At 44.6% G+C, this 18,480-nt stretch carries 14 protein-coding genes; 9 read left to right on the top strand and 5 right to left on the bottom strand.

From position 1 onward, the window contains the following. Positions 1-476: 476 nt before the first annotated feature. The 3 genes from gltB to EAE92_RS21435 all read left to right on the top strand — a co-directional run bounded on the left by gltB (position 477) and on the right by EAE92_RS21435 (position 7,107). Positions 477-4,934 (top strand): glutamate synthase large subunit, encoded by a 4,458-nt coding sequence (gltB, locus tag EAE92_RS21445; protein ID WP_214069533.1) that lies wholly within the window; start codon positions 477-479, stop codon positions 4,932-4,934. A 9-nt stretch (positions 4,935-4,943) separates the two neighbouring features. Next, positions 4,944-6,362, top strand: a complete 1,419-nt coding sequence (locus EAE92_RS21440; RefSeq protein ID WP_214069532.1) for a glutamate synthase small subunit — start codon at positions 4,944-4,946, stop codon at positions 6,360-6,362. A gap of 238 nt (positions 6,363-6,600) precedes the next feature. Then, positions 6,601-7,107, top strand: coding sequence for a hypothetical protein (locus tag EAE92_RS21435; protein ID WP_214069531.1), 507 nt, complete (start codon positions 6,601-6,603; stop codon positions 7,105-7,107). 50 nt (positions 7,108-7,157) lie between these two features. Here EAE92_RS21435 and sspB read toward each other — a convergent pair whose 3' ends face one another. From sspB to zapE, 5 genes are all read right to left on the bottom strand, one after another. Beyond that, positions 7,158-7,673, bottom strand: coding sequence for a ClpXP protease specificity-enhancing factor (gene sspB / locus EAE92_RS21430; protein WP_036808601.1), 516 nt, complete (start codon positions 7,671-7,673; stop codon positions 7,158-7,160). Positions 7,674-7,676: 3 nt separating this feature from the next. Continuing rightward, positions 7,677-8,318, bottom strand: a complete 642-nt coding sequence (sspA, locus tag EAE92_RS21425) for a stringent starvation protein SspA (protein ID WP_058589205.1) — start codon at positions 8,316-8,318, stop codon at positions 7,677-7,679. Positions 8,319-8,656: 338 nt separating this feature from the next. Further along, positions 8,657-9,049 (bottom strand): 30S ribosomal protein S9, encoded by a 393-nt coding sequence (gene rpsI / locus EAE92_RS21420; protein ID WP_011148146.1) that lies wholly within the window; start codon positions 9,047-9,049, stop codon positions 8,657-8,659. Positions 9,050-9,064: 15 nt separating this feature from the next. Next, complete coding sequence (gene rplM, locus EAE92_RS21415) at positions 9,065-9,493, bottom strand: 50S ribosomal protein L13 (protein WP_011148147.1); 429 nt, start codon at positions 9,491-9,493, stop codon at positions 9,065-9,067. A gap of 253 nt (positions 9,494-9,746) precedes the next feature. Continuing rightward, positions 9,747-10,877, bottom strand: a complete 1,131-nt coding sequence (gene zapE / locus EAE92_RS21410; protein WP_214069530.1) for a cell division protein ZapE — start codon at positions 10,875-10,877, stop codon at positions 9,747-9,749. Between the two features lie 218 nt (positions 10,878-11,095). On the opposite strand from zapE, the gene zapG reads away from it, so the two are divergent. The 6 genes from zapG to EAE92_RS21380 form a co-directional block, all read left to right on the top strand. Next, positions 11,096-11,500: a Z-ring associated protein ZapG gene (gene zapG, locus EAE92_RS21405; protein ID WP_088373727.1), complete on the top strand. Its 405-nt coding sequence runs from the start codon at positions 11,096-11,098 to the stop codon at positions 11,498-11,500. A gap of 238 nt (positions 11,501-11,738) precedes the next feature. Next, a complete protein-coding gene (gene degQ / locus EAE92_RS21400; RefSeq protein WP_036780300.1) occupies positions 11,739-13,115 on the top strand; it encodes a serine endoprotease DegQ in 1,377 nt (458 codons plus the stop codon). A 243-nt stretch (positions 13,116-13,358) separates the two neighbouring features. Then, on the top strand, positions 13,359-13,586 hold the full coding sequence (gene vapB, locus EAE92_RS21395) for a type II toxin-antitoxin system VapB family antitoxin (RefSeq protein WP_214069529.1): 228 nt from the start codon (positions 13,359-13,361) through the stop codon (positions 13,584-13,586). A 1,754-nt stretch (positions 13,587-15,340) separates the two neighbouring features. Further along, the gene (gene degS, locus EAE92_RS21390; protein ID WP_214069528.1) at positions 15,341-16,402 is read left to right on the top strand and encodes an outer membrane-stress sensor serine endopeptidase DegS; all 1,062 of its coding nucleotides are present in this window, start codon (positions 15,341-15,343) and stop codon (positions 16,400-16,402) included. A gap of 451 nt (positions 16,403-16,853) precedes the next feature. Continuing rightward, entirely contained in the window at positions 16,854-17,273 is a 420-nt protein-coding gene (locus EAE92_RS21385) for a DUF1795 domain-containing protein (protein WP_214069527.1), read from the top strand. A gap of 21 nt (positions 17,274-17,294) precedes the next feature. Then, positions 17,295-18,480 (top strand): PAAR domain-containing protein (locus EAE92_RS21380; RefSeq protein WP_214069526.1); only part of this gene is annotated, 1,186 nt, incomplete at its 3' end.

Raw genomic sequence — 18,480 nt, 5'->3', positions numbered from 1 at the left:
TTCTTATAAAGGAACAAAAATACATATTAATTCTTTAAAGTTTATATTGGTTAGACTTTAAATCTAATAAATAAAAGTTTAACAGCATATATAAAACAGATATTACACTAATATTAGTGATATAAATCACATTAAAATCCTAACATGATCTATATCACATAACTCCAATATTAAATTTTTTACTTTAAAATTATAATGTTAGCTTTAATCACCACCTATCCTTATCTTATCCCAGCTATATTTGACCTGATTTATATTTCTAGTTAACTTGGAAAGTCACTGGAAATCATCTGTCAGATTCTCATCTGAACCATAATTATGCAGTGGCACAATATCATTTAAGTCACCACCTGTTTATCACAAATAAACAAGTGGTGGTTGATTGAGGGCGCAATTCAGACGCCAGTAAAAATATTAATCTCACAAATGTCTGTGAGTTTCTGTGAGAGTCGGACAGAACCTCGGGAGGTTCATATATGCTGTATAACAAATCTCAAGAAAAGGATAACTGTGGCTTTGGATTGATAGCCCATATTGAAGGGGAGCCAAGCCACAAAGTAGTACGTACCGCTATCCATGCCTTGGCAAGAATGCAACATCGTGGGGCAATCCTGTCAGATGGCAAAACCGGTGATGGTTGTGGTTTATTGTTACAAAAACCTGACCGTTTTTTTCGGATGGTCGCACAGGAGCAAGAGTGGCGTTTAGCCCGCAATTACGCCGTCGGAATGCTCTTTCTCAGCCAAGATCCTCAGATTGCACAAAACTGCCGGGAAATCGTCGAACAAGAGCTACAAAATGAAACTCTGTCAGTCGTTGGTTGGCGTGAAGTCCCCATCAATAGTGATATTCTGGGCGAAATAGCCCTTTCAAGCCTCCCCCGTATCGAACAGATTTTTGTTAATGCACCAGCAGGCTGGCGTGCACGTGATTTAGAACGCCGTTTGTTCGTTGCTCGTCGTCGAATAGAAAAACGCATTAGCGACAACGATTTTTATGTTTGCAGTCTGTCCAATCTGGTGACTATCTATAAAGGGCTGTGCATGGCGGCAGATTTACCCCGCTTCTATCCCGATCTGGCTGATTTACGTTTAGAATCGGCAATTTGCCTATTCCACCAGCGCTTCTCAACCAATACCGTCCCACGCTGGCCATTGGCACAACCTTTTCGCTATCTTGCCCATAACGGTGAAATAAACACTATCACCGGTAACCGCCAGTGGGCACGAGCAAGAGCCTATAAATTCAAGACGCCGCTGATTCCCGATCTGCAAACGGCTGCCCCTTTTGTCAACGAAACTGGGTCAGATTCCAGCTCGCTGGATAACATGCTGGAACTGTTTCTCAACGGCGGCATGGATTTAATCCGTGCTATGCGATTGCTAGTTCCTCCCGCATGGCAAAACAATCCTGATATGGATGAAGATCTGCGAGCTTTTTTTGATTTCAACTCCATGCACATGGAGCCGTGGGATGGCCCGGCGGGCATAGTTATGTCAGATGGGCGCTATGCTGCCTGTAATCTGGATCGCAATGGCTTGCGCCCGGCCCGTTATGTTATCACCAAAGATAAGCTGATCACCTGTGCTTCCGAAATCGGCATCTGGGATTATCAACCGGACGAAGTGGTGGAAAAAGGGCGCGTTGGTCCCGGTGAACTTATCGTGATTGATACCCGCCAAGGCCGCATCCTTCATGCAGAAGAAACAGACAATGACTTAAAAAGCCGCCATCCCTATAAAGAATGGATGGATAAAAACGTCAAACGCCTGACCCCATTTGAAGAATTACTGGAAGATCAAGCTGGTCACCGGGATCTGAATGATCAATCCTTAGCGGTCTATCACAAACAATTTGCCTACAGCAACGAAGAGCTAGATCAAATCATCCGTGTCTTGGGAGAGAATGGTCAGGAAGCAACCGGCTCAATGGGGGATGATACACCGTTTGCCGTCCTTTCCAGCCGTCCACGGATTATTTATGACTATTTCCGCCAGCAATTCGCTCAAGTTACTAATCCGCCAATCGACCCACTACGGGAAGCACATGTTATGTCTCTCACCACCTGCATTGGGCGGGAGATGAACGTATTTTGCGAAGCAGAGGGACAGGCACACCGATTAAGTTTTAAATCCCCTATTCTGCTCTACTCTGATTTTCATCAATTAATCACGCAGCAAAGTCCACACTATCGCGCAGAACGATTAGACTTAACTTTCAATCCACAAGAAACCAATCTGCAAAACGCCCTGTTCGCATTGTGTGACCAGGCAGAACAACTCGCCAGAGATGGCGCCGTATTGTTGGTGTTATCTGACCGCAACATTACGCCGGAGAAGTTACCTATACCAGCCCCTATGGCTGTTGGCGCGATTCAACATCGCTTGGTAGAAAAAAACCTACGCTGTGATACCAACCTGATAGTAGAAACAGCGAGTGCCCGTGATCCACATCATTTCACTGTACTACTGGGATTTGGCGCCACAGCGATTTATCCCTACCTGGCTTATGAATCACTGGCCAAAATGGTCGATAATGGCACAATTAATAAACCCTATGCTGATGTCATGCTTAACTACCGCAATGGTATCAATAAAGGGTTATATAAAATCATGTCGAAAATGGGCATCTCGACTATCGCCTCCTATCGCTGTTCTAAACTATTTGAAGCTGTCGGCTTACATTCCGAATTAACTGAATTCTGCTTCAATGGCGTTGTCAGCCGAATTGGCGGTGCTAATTTCAGCGATTTTGAGCAAGATCTGCGAAACTTATCCAAACGCGCATGGCTTGCACGTCAACCACTCGATCAGGGGGGATTGCTAAAATATGTTCATAACGGCGAATACCACGCTTATAACCCCGATGTTGTAAGTACTTTACAGGCTGCGGTTCATAGTGGCGAATATCACGATTACCTAAAATATTCTCGTCTGGTTAATCAACGTCCAATTACCACCATCCGTGATTTACTGGCGATAAAAACAAAAGCTGAACCTCTACCTATTGAAGAAGTAGAGCCTGCCGAAGAGCTGTTTAAACGCTTTGATACCGCAGCGATGTCGATTGGAGCATTAAGCCCCGAAGCACACGAAGCTCTGGCCGAAGCCATGAATACGCTAGGCGGTTTTTCCAACTCCGGCGAAGGTGGAGAAGACCCCGCACGTTACGGAACAAAAAAGGTTTCCCGTATCAAACAAGTTGCTTCCGGTCGATTCGGTGTAACACCAGCTTATCTGGTCAACGCCGATGTGATTCAGATTAAAGTCGCGCAAGGCGCTAAACCCGGAGAAGGTGGGCAATTACCGGGTGATAAGGTAACACCGTATATTGCAAAACTGCGTTATTCCGTACCCGGCGTAACACTTATTTCTCCACCACCACATCACGATATTTACTCTATTGAAGATTTGGCTCAGTTGATTTTCGATCTAAAACAGATCAACCCCAATGCGCTGATCTCAGTAAAACTGGTTTCAGAACCCGGCGTTGGTACTGTTGCCACTGGCGTTGCCAAAGCTTATGCCGATTTAATTACTATTGCAGGTTATGACGGCGGTACCGGCGCCAGCCCATTGTCATCGGTGAAGTATGCCGGATGCCCTTGGGAGTTAGGGCTGGTGGAAACCCAACAAGCGCTAGTTGCTAACGGATTACGCCATAAGATCCGCTTACAAGTTGACGGCGGGTTGAAAACCGGCGTAGATATTATCAAAGCGGCCATTCTTGGCGCTGAAAGTTTCGGTTTCGGCACCGGACCGATGGTTGCCCTCGGATGCAAATATCTGCGTATTTGCCATCTCAATAACTGTGCAACCGGGGTTGCCACTCAGGATGAGAAATTACGTCGCGACCACTACCACGGATTGCCTGAGCGGGTAATGAACTATTTCCGCTTTATCGCCCGTGAAACCAGAGAGATTATGGCTGCATTGGGCGTCAAAAAGCTAACTGATTTAATTGGCCGAACTGACCTGCTTGAAGTATTAGAAGGTATTTCAGCAAAACAGAGCAAACTCAATCTTGATCCGCTCCTGGCAACCGCAGAACCCCATCAAGGCAAAACATTATATTGCACCGAAAACAATCCACCATTCGATAATGGGACTCTGAATAAAAATTTACTGGCTCAAGCTTCCAGCTATATTGAGAACCAGCAAAGTAAAACTTTCTATTTCGATATCCGTAATACTGATCGTTCAGTGGGCGCGTCCCTTTCCGGTTTTATCGCTGCTCGACATGGTAATCAGGGGATCGCCGCGGCGCCAATAAAAATCCATTTCAACGGTACTGCCGGTCAAAGTTTTGGCGTTTGGAACGCCGGCGGTCTGGAGCTGGCACTTATCGGCGATGCCAACGATTATGTCGGTAAAGGTATGGCTGGCGGCCGCATTGTCATACACCCGCCGGTGGGTTCTGCCTTCAAAAGCCATCAGGCAACCATCATTGGCAACACATGTCTCTACGGAGCAACCGGGGGCAAACTGTTTGCTGCCGGGCGGGCAGGAGAACGCTTCGCTGTTCGTAATTCAGGAGCGATTACGGTTGTAGAAGGTATAGGAGATAATGGCTGTGAATATATGACAGGAGGTATCGTCTGTATTCTCGGACGCACTGGAATAAATTTTGGTGCCGGAATGACTGGCGGCTTTGCTTATGTCTTGGATGAAAATGATGATTTCCGCAAACGGGTTAACCCAGAGTTAGTCGAAGTACTGGCAGTAGCTACCTTAGCTATCCACGAAGAACACTTGAGAGGGCTTATCACTGAGCACGTCCTCCTGACCGGTTCTCAGCGCGGTGAAGATATTCTTGCTAACTGGCAACAGTGGCTGAGTAAATTCGCGCTTGTGAAACCCAAATCCAGTGATGTGAAAGCCCTACTGGGACATCGCAGTCGTTCTTCCGCAGAATTGCGAATTCAAGCGCAATAAGGAGCCAAGATGAGCCAGAATGTATATCAGTTTATCGACTTACAACGCGTCGATCCGCCTAAAAAGCCGCTGAAAATCCGCAAAATAGAATTTGTGGAAATCTACGAGCCATTTTCAGCAATTCAGGCACAGACACAGGCCGATCGCTGCCTTTCTTGCGGTAACCCTTATTGCGAATGGAAATGTCCCGTTCATAACTACATTCCCAATTGGCTTAAACTTGCCAATGAAGGACGTATTATGGAAGCGGCTGATCTATCCCATCAAACAAACAGCCTGCCGGAAGTTTGTGGTCGTGTTTGCCCACAGGATCGCCTTTGTGAAGGCGCCTGTACTCTGAATGATGAATTCGGCGCCGTGACGATTGGTAATATTGAGCGCTACATCAATGACAAAGCGATTGCTATGGGCTGGAAGCCCGATATGTCACAAGTTCAGCCAACGGGCAAACAGGTTGCGATTATTGGCGCAGGCCCTGCGGGGCTAGCTTGTGCTGATGTATTAACCCGTAATGGCGTACAAGCCGTTGTTTTTGATCGTCACCCGGAAATCGGTGGATTACTCACCTTTGGCATACCGGCGTTTAAACTGGAAAAAGAGGTCATGATACGCCGCCGTGAAATTTTCTCTGAGATGGGAATTGAATTCCGGCTCAATACTGAAATAGGCAAAGATATTGCCTTATCTGAACTGACCGAGCAGTTTGATGCAGTATTCCTTGGCGTAGGAACCTATCAGTCAATGCGTGGGGGACTGGCAAATGAAGATGCTGATGGTGTTTATGACGCTCTGCCATTTCTGACTGCCAATACCCGGCATTTGATGGGTTATCCCGCCCTACAATCGCAACCTTTCATCAATATGCAGGGTAAGCGGGTCGTGGTGCTTGGCGGCGGTGATACTGCAATGGATTGTGTCAGAACCTCGATTCGCCAAAAAGCGGCTTCAGTTACTTGTGCTTATCGTCGTGACGAAATCAACATGCCAGGCTCCCAGCGTGAAGTCAAAAATGCCAAGGAAGAAGGCGTAGAGTTTCTGTTTAATCTGCAACCGGTCAGTATCGAAATCAACCATTCAGGTCAAGTTTGTGGCATAAAAATGGTACGGACTCAATTAGGTCAACCTGATGAGAATGGACGCCGCCAAGCTGAAATTATCGCAGGCTCGGAACACCTGCTTAAGGCCGATGCAGTGATCATGGCATTCGGCTTTAAACCACATACCATGAACTGGCTAAATGATCATCAAGTAACCTTGGATAAACAGGGACGCATTGTCGCACCAGAGAGCTCAGACATTCCCTTTCAAACCAGCAATCCGCAAATATTTGCTGGTGGAGATGCTGTCCGTGGCTCAGATCTCGTTGTAACCGCAATTGCCGAGGGGCGTAAAGCCGCGCAAAGCATTCTTGATTATCTAAACATCTAATCAACCAAGGGAGCTTTTCAGCTCCCATCTCTTTCTATTACCAGTTCAATAAATTATATTAATCGAACCACCCTTACACAAAAAAGTAAGTAGATTTAATGAACATTTCAGACTTATTACTGTCATACATAATATTTTAGAATATTATTTTTTATCAATACAGAATTTAAATAAAATATTCCAACCAATAGGGCTAAACACTACGATACTTACTTAACTACAAACACTGGAAACATTAATGAAGCTAATAAAAATCCTAATTTTGTTGTCTCCAATGCTGTTTATCAGTCACACGGTACTTGCTTTATCACAGCCCTTGACACCCGAAGATATTACTAAAGAAATTATAAACAGAGGGACCAACTCTGTGGTGGCAGAATTAGGTGAAATGGGGGCCAGACAAGAAATCGTTCACGAAATCTCCACTGGTGACCGCAACTGGATAAAACTAGCTTTTAAATTAACGCAAAGCATGCACCAAAATTTTGCCAAAGAGATACGCTACGCATTATCTCTGGCATTAATTAATAATCCTGTCGAGGTCCTTACTAATGCAGATAAAGAAAACAATCTATCATTGGCTGATATCTGCACAATCCCACAAGAACTGGGAACCAAAGAGAATAAAATAGCGTTTGTAGATAAGGTCAAAAAGAGCTTAGGCACCATCACAGATAGAGAAGCTAAAGACAGATCTGAAGATTGTTTCTGGGAGTTAGAAAAAGCCTACAATACAGAATTCTAATTAATAAATTTAAAAAAATAAGGAGGCAAGCTGCCCCCTCTTTATAACGCTTATTTCACTACCCGTAAAGCAGGACGCCCTCTCGTTGGTTTTGGTGGCTCATCATCAGGTGAAGTTCCACTATTATCTTCGGCATCACTCAGTGTATCCGTAACTAATACCAGATTATCTGTCGCAGATGCAGAGGTACCCGCTTTATCCTGATCTGAAGCGGATTTAAAAAGATATTCATCTTTATAAGCTGCTTCAGGCTCAAACATCATTCCCGCCCCATTTTCACGGCCATAAATCGCTATAACCGCCGCCATCGGTACATTAACCCGACGGGGAACACCACCAAAACGGGCATTGAAGCGTACTTCATCATTAGTTAACTCAAGATTACCAACAGCTCTCGGCGCTATATTCAACACAATTTGCCCATCACGGGCATATTCCATTGGTACATTAACTCCACGTAAGGTCACGTCTATAACCAGATGTGGAGTCATATTATTATCGAGCAACCACTCGTAGTGAGCACGCAACAAATAAGGACGACGGGGAGACATTTGAGACAGCTCCATAAATCAGCTCCTGGATTGCAAGCGCATTTCACGTTCAGCTTCGGTTAACGAAGCCAAGAATGCATCACGTTCAAAGACACGCTGCATGTAAATTTGTAAATCTTTAGTGCCAGAACTCGGTAACTCTATACCCAATACCGGTAAACGCCATAGTAAAGGAGCAAGATAACAATCAACCAAACTGAATTCTTCGCTCATAAAGAATGGCATCTCTTTAAATATTGGCGCCACTGCTAGCAACTCTTCTGCTAATCGTTTACGGGCAGTATTGGCTTCTTGAGAATTGCCTTCTTCAATAGTATGCATCAGGGAGTACCAGTCTTTTTCGATGCGGTGCATCATCAAACGGCTGGAACCACGGGCAACTGGATATACAGGCATTAATGGTGGATGAGGAAAGCGTTCATCCAGATATTCCATAATGATGCGGGAATCATATAGCGTCAGCTCACGATCAACCAAAGTCGGAACTGTCTGATAAGGGTTCAGATCGATGAGGTCCTGTGGCAGGTTACCTGCCTCAACCTGTTCAACTTCAACGCTGACACCTTTTTCCGCCAATACAATTCGCACTTGATGGCTAAAAATGTCGGCCGGGCCTGAAAACAGAGTCATTACCGAACGTTTGTTGGCAGCGACAGCCATGAAAACCTCCAAGTTTATCTAAAAAAGGAATGAATAGCCCTACATGACCACGACTATTCTTACTCATTCATTCTCACCCTTTATGTTTCTGCGACGCAACGGTGAATACGGAATGCGCTACTCAACACAATTATTATCCAACGCAATTACTATCCAACATAATTACTATCCAACGCAATTACCATCGTTCAGATAATAGGCAGACAAATGGATGAGGCAAAAATTGGCACTAGTTTACCAGATTTTGTACATTTTGGGGGAAGTGTATGGGTAATTAAGTAAAAAACCCGCCACAAAGACGGGTTTGCACATTAAATAATTGCCATAAAGACAAAAAATTAACGCTTGGAGAACTGTGGACGACGACGTGCTTTACGCAGACCAACTTTCTTACGTTCAACTTCACGAGCATCGCGGGTAACGAAGCCAGCTTTACGAAGATCAGAACGCAGAGTTTCGTCATACGCCATCAGTGCGCGGGTGATACCGTGACGGATTGCACCTGCTTGACCGGAAATACCACCACCTTTAACAGTGATGTACAGATCCAGTTTACCCAACATATCAACCAACTCCAGCGGCTGACGAACAACCATGCGCGCTGTTTCACGGCCAAAGTAAACTTCAAGGCTGCGTTTGTTGATGACGATATTACCGCTACCTGGCTTAATAAAGACACGTGCGGAAGAGCTTTTGCGGCGACCAGTGCCGTAGTATTGATTTTCAGCCATTGCCTATAATCCCGATTAAATGTCCAGAACTTGCGGTTGCTGTGCCGCATGGTTGTGCTCGCTACCGGCGTAAACTTTCAGTTTACGGTACATTGCACGGCCCAGTGGCCCTTTTGGCAGCATGCCTTTAACCGCGATTTCAATTACACGCTCAGGACGGCGAGCAATCATCTCTTCAAAGGTCGCTTGCTTGATACCACCGATATGACCGGTGTGGTGATAATAGATTTTATCAGAACGCTTGTTGCCGGTGACTGCAACTTTTTCTGCATTAACGATGATGATGTAATCACCGGTATCAACATGCGGAGTGTATTCCGCTTTATGCTTGCCGCGCAGGCGACGAGCCACTTCAGTTGCAAGACGGCCCAAAGTTTTGCCATCCGCGTCAACAACATACCAGTCGCGTTTTACGGTTTCTGGTTTAGCTGTAAAAGTTTTCATTAAAGCTTACCCAATAATAAGTTACACGTTGGTGAACACTCAAGGTTCAGAAACTTGCTGAGGTTCACACGACTCTTGTCCAGCAAACCTACCCCTTCGAATAGCCTATGCCGGCACTATTGCAAGTTTTTGGGAAAAAAACATTGCTGTAACGTGGGGTCGCGAGATTATAGAGAAGTCAAAAATAAAAATCGACCCCAATTTGAATATTTAAAATCAGTTTTGAATCTGAAATATACGGATAAACACAAAATTAAGGTAAATGAGGTAATTTCAGATACTCTTCGCTTTGCATCTCTTGCAAACGAGATAAGCAACGCTGGTATTCGAAAGTCAACAATACCCCTTGGTAAATTTGCTCCATCGGCACCGCCGCATTAATGATCAGCTTTACCCGGCGTTCATAAAACTCATCAACCAGAGCCAGAAAACGGCGAGCGGCATTTTCATTACCCGGCATTATCGCTGGAACCTGATATAACAAAACAGTGTGATAAAGTTTTGATAAAACAATGTAATCCATCTGACTACGCGCATCTTCACACAAAACTTTAAATCCAATTGCCAATACACCATCAGCGTTACGAATCGCCGGCATCTGCCGATGGTTAATTTCCAACACCGAAGCTTGTTCACTACTATTACCGGCCAAAAGAATAAACATTCGATCCATCGCTCGTTCATTATCTTCATTCAGAGGCGCGAAATAGAGATGAGCTTGCGTCAATGTGCGCAACCGATAGTCAATACCCGAATCCACATTCATAACGTCACAATATTTTTTGATCTGCTCAATAGCAGGCAAAAAACGAGCTCGCTGTAAGCCATTGCGATAGAGTTCATCAGGAGGAATATTGGACGTTGCAATCAAGGTAATTCCCCTGACAAACAGCGCCTCCAACAATGTACCGAGAATCATGGCATCGGTAATATCGGAAACGAAAAACTCATCAAAGCAAAGCACATCTGTTTCCGCTTTAAAACCATCCGCCACAATATCCAGCGGATTTTCATGCCCTTGCAATGCCTTTAACTCTTCATGCACTCGCAGCATAAAACGATGGAAATGCAAACGTAATTTTCTTTCACTGGGTAAACTTTGGTAAAACATATCCATTAACCAAGTTTTCCCTCTACCAACGCCTCCCCACATATAAAGCCCTTGAACAGGTCTACAGCTCATTGAAATCGGCTTACCTAACAGTTTACTCAGACGACCTTTCAAGCTTTGGCGTTTCACGGGATGGCCGGGAGCAGCATTAATCAGAGCATGATGAATAGTATCCAACTGAGCAACGACTTGACGCTGAACCTCATCTGGTTGGTATTTACCCTCGGAAAGGGCTTTTTGATAGTATGATGAAGGGGTAATCAATGATGGCATGACAATAACAATCCTTAAAATAATCGCCCATTTTTTATCGTTTTTATGATTCAGATTGACCTTATTACCGGATCAATTGTCTACAATAAGGTTCAGAATAAGGTCTACAAACAAATGTAAATCATGATCAATATTCCACTCTAACTAGATTAACGGTTATAGTGACGATAATTAAGTGAAACATTCTGCGGAACAACGATGTTGATGAAGGAGTAGCTATGACTTGGGAGTATGCACTGATTGGATTGGTAGTTGGTTTTGTTATCGGGGCGCTAGTTATGCGTTTTGGTAACACTAAGCTGCGCCAGCAGAAAGCCTTACAAACCGAACTGGAGAATAATAAATCAGAACTGGAAGAGTACCGTAAAGAATTAGTTGGTCATTTTGCCCGTAGTGCAGAATTACTCGACAATATGGCTCGCGATTATCGTCAGTTATATCAGCATATGGCTAAAAGCTCTCATGAACTGATGCCGAATATGCCAGTACAAGACAATCCATTTAATTATCGATTGACTGAATCAGAAGCGGATAATGATCAAGCTCCGGTTAAAATGCCACCAAAGGATTATTCCGACGGCGCTTCCGGCCTGTTTCGTCCGATGAACGAGAAAAACCAGTAAAAATTTTTGCTGTGGCATGTTTTGTGCCACAGCATTAATTCAAATGTAAAATCTATTATCTAGCTGCAAGTTTTGTCCTTTTGTTTCCCAATCATGTAAATACCTGTAAAGAATCATGCAAAATCTGTTTGCCCGATGAACTTTATTTAATAATTAACAGTCATAGAATAATCATGGCTGCTTGCCGGAATTAACTTCATTGGCCTTCTGGCTTAGGTATACAAGAGAACAAAATTAGATGAAAAGAAAACACTTACTCCTTAGTGCGTTAGCAATCAGTATCGGACTGTCTACAATTTCGATCCCGACTATCAGTAGCGCTGCTTTACCTGCTGCTATTGCCGGTCAGACGTTACCAAGCCTTGCACCGATGCTTGAAAAAGTCCTGCCAGCCGTTGTCAGCGTGCATGTTTCCGGTACGCAAGTACAACAGGAACAGAGCATACCCGAAGAATTCAGATTCTTCTTTGGTCCAAATCTACCAATGGGCCGTGAAAGTACCCGCCCATTCCAAGGGCTTGGCTCAGGCGTCATTATTGATGCCGCCAAAGGTTATATATTAACCAACAATCACGTTATCGAGAATGCAGATAAAATCCGTGTCCAACTAAATGATGGACGTGAATATGAAGCCAGATTATTAGGTCGCGATCCTCAGACGGATATCGCCCTGCTGCAACTGAAAGATGCTAAGAATTTAACTGCCATTACTATGGCCGATTCCGATAAGCTCCGAGTTGGTGATTTTGCTGTCGCGGTTGGTAATCCATTCGGCCTTGGTCAAACTGCGACTTCCGGCATTATCTCTGCGTTAGGGCGTAGTGGTCTGAACCTTGAAGGGTTAGAAAACTTCATCCAAACGGATGCTTCTATTAACCGTGGCAACTCCGGCGGCGCACTGGTTAATTTGAATGGTGAATTAATCGGTATCAATACCGCTATTCTGGCCCCGGGTGGCGGTAACATCGGTATCGGCTTTGCAATCCCAAGTAATATGGCAAAAACCTTGAGCGAGCAACTTATCGCTCATGGCGAAGTCAAGCGCGGTATTCTTGGTATTAAAGGCATGGAAATGAATTCCGATATCGCCAAGGCATTCAATATCGATGCCCAGCGTGGAGCATTTGTCAGTGAAGTACTACCAAAATCCGCAGCCGCGAAAGCAGGTATTAAATCCGGCGACATTCTTGTTTCCGTTGATGGTAAGAAGATTAGTAGCTTTGCTGAGCTGAAAGCCAAAATCGGCACAACGATACCAGGTAAAGAAATTAAAATTGGCTTATTGCGTAAAGGTAAACCAATGGAGGTTTCTGTTACGCTGGAAAACAGTGAAGGTCAAACAACCAAAGCCGGAAATCTGACCCTTGCCCTGCAAGGTGCAACCCTGAGCAATGGCGAAGTGAAAGGGACTTACGGTGTGAAAATAGATAGTGTCGCTCAAAACTCACCGGCGGCATTATCTGGCTTACAGAAAAATGACCTGATTGTTGGGATCAATAATGAACGGATACAGAATATTAATGAACTGCGCAAAGTCATTGATTCTAAACCGCCAGTCATAGCACTGAACATTCTTCGCGGCGAAGAGAGTATCTATTTGTTACTGAGAAATTAATATTTTTAGTAAAAATCGATCTATACCCTATGGATTTCAAGATACATCGCGACGGCAAGGGAACGAATCCCTGGGAGCATAGGAAACTATGTGACCGGGGTGAGTGAGTGCAGCCAACAAAGAGGCAACTTGAAAGATGACGGGTATAATTCCATTTGAGACACAGCGTAACGTTGTGTCTTAAAGCCGTTGATATCCCTCGCGACGGGTGAGTTTGTAAATAGTTTTTCTGGAGGACTCAATATGAAAACCGTAGTCGTATTTAAAAACGGCAATAACCGAGCTGTATGTTTACCTCACGACCTCGATTTCGAGGGAGTGAACGAATTGGAGATTATTCGTGAAGGCGATATCATTATTCTGCGACCGATTAAACCCAGTTGGAATTCCTTTTTACCACAAGAAAAAGCTAACTCTGACTTTTTAACCGAACGGCTGGATATTGTGGAAAAAGAACGCGTTAAGTTATGAAAAAATATAATCCATTGTTTTAACCTCTGATTTTAATTGGCATCAGGTTTTAATCGTTGTTTTTACCACTTTTAATACCTGATTTTTATTAAGTTTAATCATCATGGCATATCGTATTTTACATTTAACCAACGTTAATTATACCCGCTTTTTATCTTTGCTGAGGCTGTTTACTCTCAATCCAGAGATGTTTATATAGACTATCACCCTTTATTTTTCACATAAATTAGGCCAATAAACAGCCTGATAATATTAAAGACACCCCTTTATATTTTCTCTGATAATCAACTCTCTTTTTAGAAGTTAAATCCTACCACATTAACCGTTTTATACTTCTTTTTATTGCGTTATGTTTATAACTTGCTCAGTAAAATAACGGTGAGAAAATATTTTAATATCAACATGCCGAATAACATTATTTTACCTGCTGATTTCTTTTCAACTCTCTGTTAATGATTAATGGATTTTTATTAAAAGCAGTTAACTGTCCTTATAAAGAAGGTATCTATTGGGTTAAATCCTTATATAAATCTTTAATCTCTCTGTATACTCACTTTTAAATCATCATAGCAAGGAATAAACCTTTTTTATTTATGCCGTGCCTTTTAAAAATCTGGCATTAATGGGATACCTGCTTTTTTAATCCTCAGATGAATTAATTACCGATAAAAAAGCGCTTATGATCGCTAAAAGCGGGAAATACACGTAAAAAGAGAAAGTTAACCACGTTAAAAGAGATGGAGTCGTTAAAACAACTCTCATTCCCGGGGCTTTCCTATTTTTTAAAGCAAAAGAGGGGGTTCATTGAGCAGTTTTTATAAACCTTATGTTTTTTCGTTTCCTGATACGCATTTAACTTCCCCATTTTTCATTAAACTGATGTTTAAGTTTTCCCTTTTTCCTATATTTAATTTTTTAACTTTAAAACCAGAGCAGATAACCGATATGCTAATAATATTTAAACTCAATGCCTGATTATTTCATCATGTTTAATACGGCTAATCTAATCAATCTAAAGGTTTATCGATTTTCTTTAATGATTGTCTCTGTTTTTCGTAAACCCCTTACAGCCCATGCAAAACCGCTTATTTAAGTACATTAGCTTAATTCGGTTAATCCGGTTAAATATTTTTACTCTTATTATTGGATTAACGCGGTCACTGTGTTAATCAATTCAAGGCCGGTTTTTCCGAATATTTTCTCTTTCAATATCAATATAGCATCGAATTTTTACCCATTTTTTAAAAACCCTAATCACTTATTTTCACCGTTAATGATTAAAATTTTTACCTGTTTTTTCATAACACACTGACTATTTTTTCCAGATTTTAAAACGACACTGGCAGACCATAAACGGCTTTTTAACGACTGTTTTATCATATCCAGATAAAACGTATCTCATCTTACCTGAATGAGTGAAAACTTCTGACCCCCTAACTTTCAAACAATATGAAAAACGGCACCCCACATGATTTAATCTGAACAAATATCAACGTTACGAAGTCAATAAAAAACGTAAAAACGAAAAATTAAAGACAGTAAAAACAGCGTTAAAACCCCGCTGGTTGTAGCAAAATGCGATAAAAAAGAGTTTAATACCCACGCAAACCATCAGTATAAATTTTTTCGTTTTATGATTAATGAAAACTCAACCGTGATAATCGAAGCGTTAAAAGTAGATACAGCATAATGCGGTATCCGTTAATTTCTATGTTATCCTGCAATGACTCATTAACTCACACTGAATAATACCCATGATTGCCAAGTTGCTGCGCTCTGCTTTTTTAGGATTACTTGTAGCTGTAATTTTGCTGATTACCATTCCATCACTGCGCCCTAACGGGCTGATGTCTGCAATTACCAGCAACAGTAATGACGAAGTTCCATTCAGCTTTAATAAAGGTGTCCGCAGGGCAGCGCCTGCCGTGGTTAACGTCTACAGCAGCAACATGGGGAGTTTTTCTCATCAAGGCCGGGAAAACCATACCCTTGGTTCCGGCGTCATCATGAGTGATAAAGGCTACATCCTTACCAATAAACATGTCATTAATAATGCAGGACAAATTATTGTCGCACTGCAAGACGGCCATTTTTATGAAGCCCTGGTCATAGGCTCTGACAGTTTAACGGATCTTGCCGTCCTGAAAATTGATGCCGAAAACCTGCCTGTCATAACGATTAATCCAAATCGAGTAGCCCATGTGGGAGATGTCGTTCTCGCCATTGGTAATCCTTATAATTTGGGGCAAACCATTACTCAAGGGATTATTAGCGCCACCGGTCGTGTTGGATTAAGCCCTACCCGCCGCCAAAACTTTCTCCAGACCGATGCTTCCATTAATCAAGGTAACTCCGGCGGCGCACTGATTAACACCCTTGGCGAACTAGTGGGTATCAATACATTATCATTCGATAAAAGTGAAAATGGTGAAACGCCAGAAGGGTTGGGGTTCGCTATTCCGACTGAACTCGCTACTAAGATTATGCAGAAACTTATCCGTGACGGACGAGTTATACGGGGTTTTATCGGCATAACGTCGCAAGAGCTGCCACATATTCGCTCTTCTAACGGCAATATTAACCAGCTTCAAGGGCTACGAGTATTTCAGGTGACTGCAAACGGACCAGCACAAAAAGCCGGTATTAAAGTGGGTGATATCGTTACTAGCGTCAATAATAAACCCGCTATTTCTGCGGTTGAAACAATGGATCAAGTGGCTGAAATACGCCCCGGCAGCGTTGTTCCTGTCACTTTACTGCGCAATGGGAAAATATTATCGCTGCAAGTGACCATTGAAGAATATGATGAATATTAATTAACCTGATCTTCACTTAAATCGGATTTTTGGTGAGTGTAGCGAGTTAAAAAATTTGGGATTTATGTCACATTTATTAAGTTAATCAAATGGTCATCACCTAAACGGACGGGACAACAGGAATTTTTTATTATATGTTCTTGATTGGATATTAAACACATAAAACGACTGATGAGTTATCTTAACCAGACGCTTAAACAGCAATAGCATATCCCCGACGTTGCCTGTTCAATACAGGTTATCAATAAGACTGTCAGCCACAGACTGCCAGCGCTTTCATCGTTCTGACATAACTTGCCCGAGGCGCTTTAACCTTTGGGGCAGCTTATGAGCTGCTCCCCTAGCCTGATAATGCGTTCAGTTAACCTTGTTATCTGATTGTTATTATCTGACCACGCCCGGTAAGTTCACTGGAACATGACAACCTGTTTCAATCAACAACGGAAAAAACATGGAAAACATCACCTATCAAATGAATGAAGGCTCACTGACTATCCCGGGCAACTGGCGGGATGAATCCATGAATGTCTTTGTGCTGCCGGACGACAGCGGCATCAATCTGGTGGTCAGCCGCGCCCCGGTCCCCGCCGGCATGGATAACCACGCTTACTATGAACAGACCCTGGAACAGTTTTGCACCCATCTGCCCGGGTACCAGGAGCATCAGCGCAGTGAAATCACCCTCAGCCAGCAACCCGCCCGCCGTCTGGATTACCAGTGGAAAAGCCCGGAAGGCGACATGCACCAGACCGTGATACTGCAAATTCGGGGTCCGCTGCTGCTGACTTTCAACCTGACCTCCCCCGCGCCTTTTGAAGACGGCCAGCGCGATACCCTGCTGGCAATTGTCCACAGTTTTCAGGCGGCCTGATGACCTGACAGGAGGAACACCATGTCACTTGGCGATGAAATCGTCACCCGGATAGCGCGGGTCGGCGCGCAGCACTCGGTACGCGTCTCCCCGCCGCAGGGCTCCCCCGGTCCGGCCGCCGCCCGTGAGGGCGACCCGATTAAACACGCCAGCTTCCTGGGGGCGCTGGCGGGCGCCATTACCGGGGCGTTGATAGGGGCGGCGGTCTTTGCCGCGGCCTCGGCACTGGTGGGACTGACCGTTCTCACCGGGGGATTAGCGACCGTCGCGGTCATTGCTCTGGGAACCGCGGCCACATTCGCCCTGGGCGATGTCATCAGCGCCGCCAGTTCGGCCGTCACGAAAATGGTGGACAGCATCGGCCCGCCAAGCGGCACCCTGGCGAGCGGCTCCCCCAATGTCTTTATCGAAGGCAAACCGGCGGCCAGAGCCACCACCGATATCGCCGCCTGTGGCAAACACCCCGCGCCGCCCCTGATTGCCCAGGGCAGTGAAACCGTGTTTATCAACGGCTCGCCGGCGGCCCGGGTCGATGACAAACTGGCGTGCGGCGCCACCATAAAATCCGGGGCCAAAACGGTGTTTATCGGCTCCGGTCAGGGAACTTACCTGGCTGTCGCCGAAGAGTTTTCCGCCTGGGAACGGGCGATACTGATGGCGGTTGAATTTCTGGCGCCCCCTTCCCGAGGCGCCCTTAAAGGGCTGGGTAAGCTGTTTACCCGACAGGCCGGTAAAAAGGCCGTCAGCGGGGCGATTGCCGGCGTCAGGCATGCCGGAAAAGTGATATCGGGGAAAACCCTCTGCTGTGCCAAAACCGCTTTCAGAGAAACTCAGGGGGTGAAACGTTACCGGGAAGCGACGAAAAAATTCTTTACCGGCGACCCGATTGACGTCACTACCGGCCAGCTGTTTGACCAGCGGACCGATATCACCCTCGGCCAGACCCTGCCGCTGGTGTTTCTGCGCAGCTGGGCGCCGGGGGAACAGGGCTTACTGGGGCCGGGCTGGACGGACAGCTTCTCTGAATGCGCCCTTGCCACCGGCGACCGGGTAGAAATCCGCACCACCGAAGGGGCTTCTCTTTACTTTGCCTTACCGGCCGCTTATACCCACAGCGTCAACCCGGAACACCCGGATTTCACCCTCAGTTGGGGAGAACAGGGCTATATCCTCCGGCACCGGGATTCACCGGTTCGTAAGTATTTTG

It is taken from the genome of Photorhabdus hainanensis (genome assembly GCF_018448965.1).
Classification (GTDB): domain Bacteria; phylum Pseudomonadota; class Gammaproteobacteria; order Enterobacterales; family Enterobacteriaceae; genus Photorhabdus; species Photorhabdus akhurstii.
This window is presented reverse-complemented; position numbering and strand designations above follow the sequence as displayed.

Excerpts from the sequence above, each read along its gene's own strand:
- gltB (WP_214069533.1), top strand. The coding sequence starts at position 477 with ATGCTGTATAACAAATCTCAAGAAAAGGATAACTGTGGCTTTGGATTG.
- EAE92_RS21440 (WP_214069532.1), top strand. The coding sequence starts at position 4,944 with ATGAGCCAGAATGTATATCAGTTTATCGACTTACAACGCGTCGATCCG.
- EAE92_RS21435 (WP_214069531.1), top strand. The coding sequence starts at position 6,601 with ATGAAGCTAATAAAAATCCTAATTTTGTTGTCTCCAATGCTGTTTATC.
- sspB (WP_036808601.1), bottom strand. The coding sequence starts at position 7,673 with ATGGAGCTGTCTCAAATGTCTCCCCGTCGTCCTTATTTGTTGCGTGCT.
- sspA (WP_058589205.1), bottom strand. The coding sequence starts at position 8,318 with ATGGCTGTCGCTGCCAACAAACGTTCGGTAATGACTCTGTTTTCAGGC.
- rpsI (WP_011148146.1), bottom strand. The coding sequence starts at position 9,049 with ATGGCTGAAAATCAATACTACGGCACTGGTCGCCGCAAAAGCTCTTCC.
- rplM (WP_011148147.1), bottom strand. The coding sequence starts at position 9,493 with ATGAAAACTTTTACAGCTAAACCAGAAACCGTAAAACGCGACTGGTAT.
- zapE (WP_214069530.1), bottom strand. The coding sequence starts at position 10,877 with ATGCCATCATTGATTACCCCTTCATCATACTATCAAAAAGCCCTTTCC.
- zapG (WP_088373727.1), top strand. The coding sequence starts at position 11,096 with ATGACTTGGGAGTATGCACTGATTGGATTGGTAGTTGGTTTTGTTATC.
- degQ (WP_036780300.1), top strand. The coding sequence starts at position 11,739 with ATGAAAAGAAAACACTTACTCCTTAGTGCGTTAGCAATCAGTATCGGA.
- vapB (WP_214069529.1), top strand. The coding sequence starts at position 13,359 with ATGAAAACCGTAGTCGTATTTAAAAACGGCAATAACCGAGCTGTATGT.
- degS (WP_214069528.1), top strand. The coding sequence starts at position 15,341 with ATGATTGCCAAGTTGCTGCGCTCTGCTTTTTTAGGATTACTTGTAGCT.
- EAE92_RS21385 (WP_214069527.1), top strand. The coding sequence starts at position 16,854 with ATGGAAAACATCACCTATCAAATGAATGAAGGCTCACTGACTATCCCG.